12 protein-coding genes are annotated in these 7321 nt (G+C 36.2%); 4 read left to right on the top strand and 8 right to left on the bottom strand.

Going from position 1 to position 7321, the window contains the following annotated elements:
- Positions 1-235: 235 nt before the first annotated feature.
- The 3 genes from ACFIL2_RS00350 to ACFIL2_RS00340 form a co-directional block, all read right to left on the bottom strand.
- Complete coding sequence (locus tag ACFIL2_RS00350; RefSeq protein ID WP_375680514.1) at positions 236-727, bottom strand: Rha family transcriptional regulator; 492 nt, start codon at positions 725-727, stop codon at positions 236-238.
- Between the two features lie 323 nt (positions 728-1050).
- A complete protein-coding gene (locus ACFIL2_RS00345; protein WP_375680513.1) occupies positions 1051-1632 on the bottom strand; it encodes a hypothetical protein in 582 nt (193 codons plus the stop codon).
- A gap of 3 nt (positions 1633-1635) precedes the next feature.
- Positions 1636-1944 (bottom strand): hypothetical protein, encoded by a 309-nt coding sequence (locus tag ACFIL2_RS00340; RefSeq protein ID WP_375680512.1) that lies wholly within the window; start codon positions 1942-1944, stop codon positions 1636-1638.
- A 352-nt stretch (positions 1945-2296) separates the two neighbouring features.
- On the opposite strand from ACFIL2_RS00340, the gene ACFIL2_RS00335 reads away from it, so the two are divergent.
- Together ACFIL2_RS00335 and ACFIL2_RS00330 are read left to right on the top strand one after the other, a co-directional pair.
- A complete protein-coding gene (locus tag ACFIL2_RS00335; RefSeq protein ID WP_015856254.1) occupies positions 2297-2479 on the top strand; it encodes a type II toxin-antitoxin system HicA family toxin in 183 nt (60 codons plus the stop codon).
- A 20-nt stretch (positions 2480-2499) separates the two neighbouring features.
- Positions 2500-2922 (top strand): type II toxin-antitoxin system HicB family antitoxin, encoded by a 423-nt coding sequence (locus tag ACFIL2_RS00330; protein WP_375680511.1) that lies wholly within the window; start codon positions 2500-2502, stop codon positions 2920-2922.
- A 3-nt stretch (positions 2923-2925) separates the two neighbouring features.
- Here ACFIL2_RS00330 and ACFIL2_RS00325 read toward each other — a convergent pair whose 3' ends face one another.
- From ACFIL2_RS00325 to ACFIL2_RS00315, 3 genes are all read right to left on the bottom strand, one after another.
- Positions 2926-3414, bottom strand: a complete 489-nt coding sequence (locus ACFIL2_RS00325) for a hypothetical protein (protein ID WP_375681663.1) — start codon at positions 3412-3414, stop codon at positions 2926-2928.
- 10 nt (positions 3415-3424) lie between these two features.
- On the bottom strand, positions 3425-3877 hold the full coding sequence (gene ssb / locus ACFIL2_RS00320) for a single-stranded DNA-binding protein (RefSeq protein ID WP_375680509.1): 453 nt from the start codon (positions 3875-3877) through the stop codon (positions 3425-3427).
- A 196-nt stretch (positions 3878-4073) separates the two neighbouring features.
- A complete protein-coding gene (locus tag ACFIL2_RS00315) occupies positions 4074-4847 on the bottom strand; it encodes a hypothetical protein (protein ID WP_375680508.1) in 774 nt (257 codons plus the stop codon).
- 376 nt (positions 4848-5223) lie between these two features.
- On the opposite strand from ACFIL2_RS00315, the gene ACFIL2_RS00310 reads away from it, so the two are divergent.
- Complete coding sequence (locus ACFIL2_RS00310) at positions 5224-5415, top strand: hypothetical protein (protein ID WP_375680507.1); 192 nt, start codon at positions 5224-5226, stop codon at positions 5413-5415.
- Between the two features lie 67 nt (positions 5416-5482).
- Positions 5483-5911, top strand: a complete 429-nt coding sequence (locus ACFIL2_RS00305; protein ID WP_375680506.1) for a type II toxin-antitoxin system HicB family antitoxin — start codon at positions 5483-5485, stop codon at positions 5909-5911.
- A gap of 41 nt (positions 5912-5952) precedes the next feature.
- Here ACFIL2_RS00305 and ACFIL2_RS00300 read toward each other — a convergent pair whose 3' ends face one another.
- Together ACFIL2_RS00300 and ACFIL2_RS00295 are read right to left on the bottom strand one after the other, a co-directional pair.
- Positions 5953-6501, bottom strand: coding sequence for an antA/AntB antirepressor family protein (locus tag ACFIL2_RS00300; protein ID WP_375680505.1), 549 nt, complete (start codon positions 6499-6501; stop codon positions 5953-5955).
- A 271-nt stretch (positions 6502-6772) separates the two neighbouring features.
- Positions 6773-7099, bottom strand: coding sequence for a hypothetical protein (locus ACFIL2_RS00295; RefSeq protein WP_375680504.1), 327 nt, complete (start codon positions 7097-7099; stop codon positions 6773-6775).
- Positions 7100-7321 lie beyond the last annotated feature (222 nt).

The raw sequence follows: 7321 nt of genomic DNA, 5'->3' as shown, positions 1-7321 counted from the left end.
TTGAAATCATTATTTATCAATGAGTTAAATGTACAATGTACAGTCAATTTGAAAATTCTGTCGCTAGCGATAGTTCGCGCTCGCCTGCCCCGCAACAGACCCAACCCGCTGGGAAGTACCTTTTGTATTGATTTTATTTACTTTTTTATGGAATAGGAGAGGCATTATCGATAATCTCCTTTGAATTAATATCCTCCCTTCTTTGAAAGCAGGGAAGATGAAATTGTATTTTAAACTAAGCAGCTTTCACGACAGATCTTTCTAAGACTTGTTTTGCTTCTTTGATTAAAGCTTTATAATGTTTGCTCTCTTCTACTTGTGTAAAGGCTTTAACAAGATGCATATGGAGAGGTCCATAAATGTAAACAGCCTTTTTAGTTGGAGACATTTTATCCCAATCTTTTGGGAAATCAAAACGGGTATCATTATCATAATTGGTCTGCTCCTGACTCTCGAGTTCTATCCAGCGGTCAATAATTTTAGCACGCAGCACTGTACTGTACCCTGAAACTAATATAAGATATTCACGCTTAGGTAGGTTGTAGCAGACTAATTTACGTCCTGTAGAATCCTTATAATTTCCTTGAAATTTACTCACCTCAATTTTGAGGTCAGTGCATATTTGTCGAATATCTCTTACAATATTGTCATGCCTTTTATCGCATAATTCCGCAATTTCACGGCTAGACATTGTTAAAGTGGTTTGGGTGTTTACTAAATTGTTCATAACGAACTCCTATCTATTTAGATGTCTTCTATTCATACCCCAAGGGGTATCGGGTGCTAGAAAACACGGTAGATAGTCCGTCGTTATGCCTTTCCCAAAAGGGTATTGTATAGCGTAACTACACCCGACGAGACCATTATATGCGACGAGTATAGAACGAGTCAAAGCCTTTAATGTGCGGAAAATAAACTGTTTCGGCAATCTATCCGCTATCTATCAAGGTGTTTTCTAGGCACCTAATTTAACGATATATGTTTTCTGTGAATCTTGTCAAGAAAGAAAATCCTATTGTGTAGCACATAGACATAGCTTGAGAACATGATCTAGCCTTTTTTATTAACAGCGTATTCTTGACGAGCAAGTTGTCTCTGTATGTTTTTGGTTAATCTTTCATTGGCATATTGTGCGATAGTACTTGCAATTTCTGGCTTTGACATCACCGCAGCGATTGATGGTCCTACTTGTTTTGCAATGGGGAATTGATCTCCATCCGCTCTTTGAAACACATTACTCTTCAGCTTTTTTAATTCAACACGCTTTGGAAAACTCCCACCTTTGATAAAAGCATGGGGTAAGATTTCTTTTTTTCCAAACATTGTGTAAGTCACACCGCGTTTTGTTTCTTGTGCTTGAAAAAATTTAAGAGGTATCGGTGTTCCAGAACCAATGATATCTGTCTCGAGAAACTTAGCTGTAGCCTTTTCTTTAATATAAACGCCTTTTTTGACACGCTTTGATTGGGCTGATGTAACATCTGCAATTTGTTTTTCTGCAAAGCGTTTGACTTGTTTTGCAGAGGTGTTTAGAGCATTACGCAAAGCCCAATTAAGGCGTGGTGCTTGAAGACTGGTGAAGGTATCCTTTACCTGTTGAAGATACCATTTTTGACGGATGATTAATTTCAACTTCTAAGCCTTTTTGGGGGTAGATGTTGATGGCTTGGAAGCTTTAGATGCTTTAGGCTTTTCGAGTGAGGTTTCTTCAGTTGATATTTGGTTTGGTTCTTGTTCTATTTGCTTAATTTGTTCAACTCCCTTGTCGGGTTTTATTTTTGTTTTGATCTCAACAAAAGGTTTAGCAGCATTGGCGCGCTTGAGACGTGCGTAGACTTGATTGGAAATCTCTACAAATGGATTATTGGGAGTTGAAGTTTCAAAGCGAACAGTGCTTTTATTGTCGCCAACAACACACATTGGCTTCGTGATGATTGCTTTCATCTTCGCTCCTTTTGAGGTAATGAATTAATGACATCATTGATTATTTAATGGCGTTTGATCTTTGCAAAATAGATTAGTCTGTTTTATCAATAAAAACAGTACTTTAATCCTTCTTGCAAGCTTAAGATTCTACCAAATTGTAAGGGATATTTTTGAATTTTAGACGCAATACAACCACTGCCATGTTGTCACTAAATACGATTTTTCATGCATTGTCAATAGAAAAAAATCTATATTTTGTATTTTTTTTATTTTTTGATCAAAACTTAGTATTTTAAAAGCCGCTTTTTAATTTTCCATAAATAACAACATATTTGTTGCATTTAAACATTTTAGATGTTATATTATATTTATGAACAGTCAAGAATTAAAAAGATATCTTACAAAACATGGTTGCAGTTTTATCTCAGGGAAAGGTGGCCATTTGCTTGTAAAACGTGGTTCTAAAAAAACGGTTTTGCCAATGCATGGTGCGCGGAAAGAATTAGGAACAGGATTAGTTCAAAAGATTCTTAAAGATCTTGACCTAAAGTAAGTCTGAATATGGAGATATAAATGAAATATGCACTTAAATTTATCAGAGATGACAATGATACTCTTCTTGTCATTTGCAAAGATTTTCAGGAATTTATTACCTATGGTAACGACGAAAAAGAAGCTTTAGAAAATGCTAAAAACGCGCTTTTAACAGTCATTATGGGTCGTTTTCAAGATCGTGAAGTCGTTTCTTTTGGAGTTCGTGATACTGCTTATCCTTTTGTTGAAGTATCTTCATTGGTCACTTTAAAGATCGCAATACATAACGCTATGGTTGAAAAAGACTTACGCAAAGCTGATCTCGTACGTCTTTTAAAACTTCACCCAATACAAATTGACCGATTGTTGGATTTAAACCACGCAACAAAATTAGATACTTTAGAATCCACTCTCATTGCTCTTGGAAAAGAGATCACTATCAATGTTCAAAATGCTGCTTAAAATTTAGCGGTTTTTTGTAAAATGTTTATGAAGTGCATTCAGAGCAACATACAGCGAACCGACAAGATGTGGCAGTGATTGATCTTCACTAACAAGATACTGTAGTGCGGCATAAAGGTTATGCTGTCTATAAAGGCATTGCGCTTCTTTTAGCACCTCTTTCATTGCTTCATAGTAATGAGTAGTTTTTTCAATCCATTGTTTTTTTGCCTCTTCATTAAAAGATGGAGTAAAGTCATCATAAATTGCATTTGGTAAGGCTTTTGCACAGAGGTAATTGTTTCTCACTTCAAGATATTTTTGCGCAGCATCATATTGATCTTGATTGATTTCGCCTTGCAGATAAAGCCGCCCGATATAGGTAGCGGAAAGCGGATTTTTTGCATCTTGTATTNGCGGTGTTTTTGCTCGTGAGATGCGTCCGTTTGGTTCTCTGATACATCCTTTAATCCGAGGACGTCCGCGTTTTGCACGTTTTTTTCTTTTTGTCATATTTTTTCAATCAGAATGGGATAGCATCATTAAGAGATATGCTATAATCAGCAGCCCCTGAAGCGATAGCATAATTTTGAGAAGTAATAGGTGAAGGGGTAGGGGACGCTGATTGCTCTTTTTTGGCATCAAGCAAATACAACTCGCCTTTGAATTGTGGTAAGACAATCTCTGTTGTATAACGGTCATGCCCATTTTTATCTTGCCATTTACGTGTCTGTAATTTTCCTTCTACGTAAACCTTTGAACCTTTGTTGAGATACTGAAGAGCAATTTTTGCCAAATGTGGATTAAAAATCACCACGGAATGCCATTCAGTTTTTTCTACTTTTTGATTAGTTTTTTTATCTGTATAGCTCTCAGAAGTCGCTATACTCAAATTGACTATTTCTGCTCCAGAATTCATTGTTTTGCTTTCGGGATTAGCACCAAGGCGCCCGATTAACGTCACTTTATTTAGCATATTTGTAGCCCCATTAGATTAACAATTTATACATAAAAAATCTTAGCATAATTTTCTTGTTTATTCAATTATTTCAAAAGTATATTATTGTTTTTTAACATATAAAATTATGTTTTTTATCTTTTGATAAACATAAAGCCACACCACGCAAATGATATGGCTTTCTATTTTAAAGCAGGAGCCCCCTCGCCGTTTTTTATGTTACTTTTTCAGTGATTACATCATTACTACAAATATCATCACGAAATGTTTTCTTTTCCTTAAGAGTGGCGTTGCCATAAATCTTGACATCTTTGTAAACAACCGCTTTTCCATAAACTCTTGCATTATCAAAAATATGAGCACCCTCATATATATAAGCAGACCCTGATACTTTTGCATTGCCATAAACAAAGCCATTCACATCAGCACTATGCCAAACCTTGGCATTGTCATAAATTTTTGCATTTACAGCAATAAAGACTTTCCCATAAACCACGGCATTGTTACAAACTTGACCACAAATTTTTGCATCACCATAAACCTTGGCATTGTCATTAACCACGCACGTGCTATGAACGACTCCCTTACCACGAACCCACATACTACCATTAACACTCGCATTATCAGAAACCTGTGCATTGCCATAAACATGGGTATCATGACCATAAACTTTAGCTTTACCACTCACTATAGCATTACCATAAACTTTTGCATTACCAGCAACGGCGGCTTCATTACGTACCTTTGCATTTTTACTAACAATAGCATCATATGCAACTATAGCATCATCATAGACCCAGCAATTGCCATCATGGGATAAATTGCTTTCCTTTTCAATAAACCCGCCAAGATCCCCCGCCTTGACATCATCGAAATCTCTTAATGCACGAATGCGATAAAAGTGTTTAGGTTGACGTGTATCAGCATCGCAAACTTCTTTGATTTCGTCAGTAATTTCATATTTTTTAGATACAGTTGTATTGGTCATAGGTAGTTCCCTAATCTAATATTCAATAAAATTTTAATGAGATGTTTAAAGAGGGGCACCCGATTAACGTCACTTTGTTTAGCATATTTATAGCCCCATTAGATTTGCACTTTAAAACGTATAAAATCTTAGCATAATTTGTATATTTATTCAAATATTTCAGTTTATTAATAACAGTTTTTTAAAGTATTACATTATAATGTTATTTGACAAATTATTCATCAAAAAAACATGTCACGGCTTTCTGATTTCTGCTTTTGACTTTTCAATAAATATCCTTTTATTAAGAGTCTGTATCAAACTTTTTTGTTCGATTTATTGTTGACTGCCGAACCTTTTTGTGCGATATTCATTTTATGCAGAAAGGGGAGGCTAAATGAAACGAGAAGCGCTGCTTAGAGAGTTACGCAAAGAAGCCAGAAAAAGAGCTCTTCATTACAGTGAAGCTCCTGATGCAGGTAAAGGGTCACATTATTTGGTAACTTTTGGAGACAAGACAACCGTTATAAAATCTGGTGAATTGACCCCACTTTACGTGAAAATAATAAAAAAGCAGTTGGGGGTATGAGTTGTTCTCTCAACAGCTTTAATTTTTCGTTTCAAAAGCGTTTTGATCATGGCGAGGAGACCTAAATATGGAGTATACTTATCAAGCAAAACTGGAATCTGATCCAGATGGTGGTTTTATTGTAACCTTTCCAGATGTACCAGAAGCAATAACAGCTGGAGAAAATAGAACTGAGGCATTAGAGAATGCTGTTGAAGCTTTAGGGTTAGCATTACGGAGCTATCCTATGCGCGGTTTACCTTTGCCAGTACCACAGCAATATAAAGACCTTGTAGAGGTTACGGTAGATGCGTGGAATGCTCTTAAACTTGCAGTGGTAGAAGCCTTTAATGAAGCGAATATCACAAAAACAGAATTGGCTAATCGTTTGGGTAAAAAAGAAACAGAAGCAAGACGCATTCTTGATCCAAATTATCCAACTAAGCTTCAAACACTAGAGCAAGCTCTGAGTGTTCTTGGCAAGCAAGTCATTATTACAATCAAAAACGCGGCTTAACTTCCTCCCCACTTTTAAAATGGGGAGTTATGTTTTTAAATCTAAGCAGCTTTTACAACAGATTTTGCTAAGACCTTTTTTGCTTCTTCAATGAGTGTTTTATACTGTTTGCTTTCTTCTACCAACGTAAAGGCTTTAACAAGATGCATGTGGAGAGGTCCATAAATGTAAACAGCCTTTTTAGTTGGAGACATTTTATCCCAATCTGTTGGGAAATCAAAACGGGTATCACGATCATAATCAACAGATTGGCTTTTTAACTTTTTCTCACACTCAATAAAGTAACGACGAGCTTGTCGTCCTTTTTCATTGCGTTCAACCATGGAAAGCTCTTTTGCCATATCTAAAGTGAGATGGTATTCTATTACTGTAACAGCTCTAGATTTTGCGCTTCCCAATTTTGGGAACCGCAAATCTTGTGTTTTTATAAAGTCTCTACCTTCTTCAAATGTATATTGATTAATACGATCCGTAATCCAAGTAGCGAAACGTTTTCCTATTTCCATGAATGCGTGTAACTCACGCGCATTGACCGTTTGCACAATTTCTTGTTCAATAATTTTTTCTGATATTTTAATAAGAGTGTTCATTATGAACTCCGTACGATTAGAGGTTTTCTATTGACATCCAAAGAGGATGCCGGGTGCTAGAAAACACGGCGTACAGCCCGTCGTTATGCCTTCCCCAAAAGGGTATTGTATAGCATAACCACACCCGACAAAATCATTATATGCGTGTAACATACAATGAGTCAAAGTTTTTAATTGGCGGTGAAAAGACTGTTTCGGCAATCTATCCGCTGTACATTTAAGGTGTTTTCTAGGCACCTGATTCGACAATAGACATAATGTTGCCATATTGTCAAGCAACTTCCGATAACTTTTTAATCTCCTTATTGATCTCATCTATGAGAGGCTCGTAATTGAGAACGCTTTTCGGAATAGCACCACCGTAAACCCATGCTTTCACTTGCGCTTTGGTACTAAAATCCGCATTTTCTGGTGTGGTATAATACTGTCCGCCATCAAACTTTTCACATTCTCTTGTGCCGTCTTCATATTCGTAGAGGTTGTAAAAATACTCCTCTGCTCCATCTCCCCAAGGAACATAACCAACAGCTGTTGCAATAAACTCTTTTTGCATTGGTTGTTTACGTTTTTTTAAGAACATGTCTTTTAATATTCTCATGTTTTTAGTCCATAATTTTACCAATAGGTTAATTTACCTAAAATTTGACCGTACAGAGCGTTTTATATTACAGATGTGGTTTTCATCATAAAATCTTTAAATCGCGTTGTACGGTACCTTTTTGACGATTTAAATGCATGTCTAATCGTAAAATGATCAGCACTTTTCACTATTTTGCTGTTTTAGGCTGCTTTGGAACTGCTACTGTTATGTTGCTCTTCA

It is taken from the genome of Bartonella sp. AP30XZML (assembly GCF_042195945.1).
Lineage (GTDB): Bacteria > Pseudomonadota > Alphaproteobacteria > Rhizobiales > Rhizobiaceae > Bartonella.
This window is presented reverse-complemented; position numbering and strand designations above follow the sequence as displayed.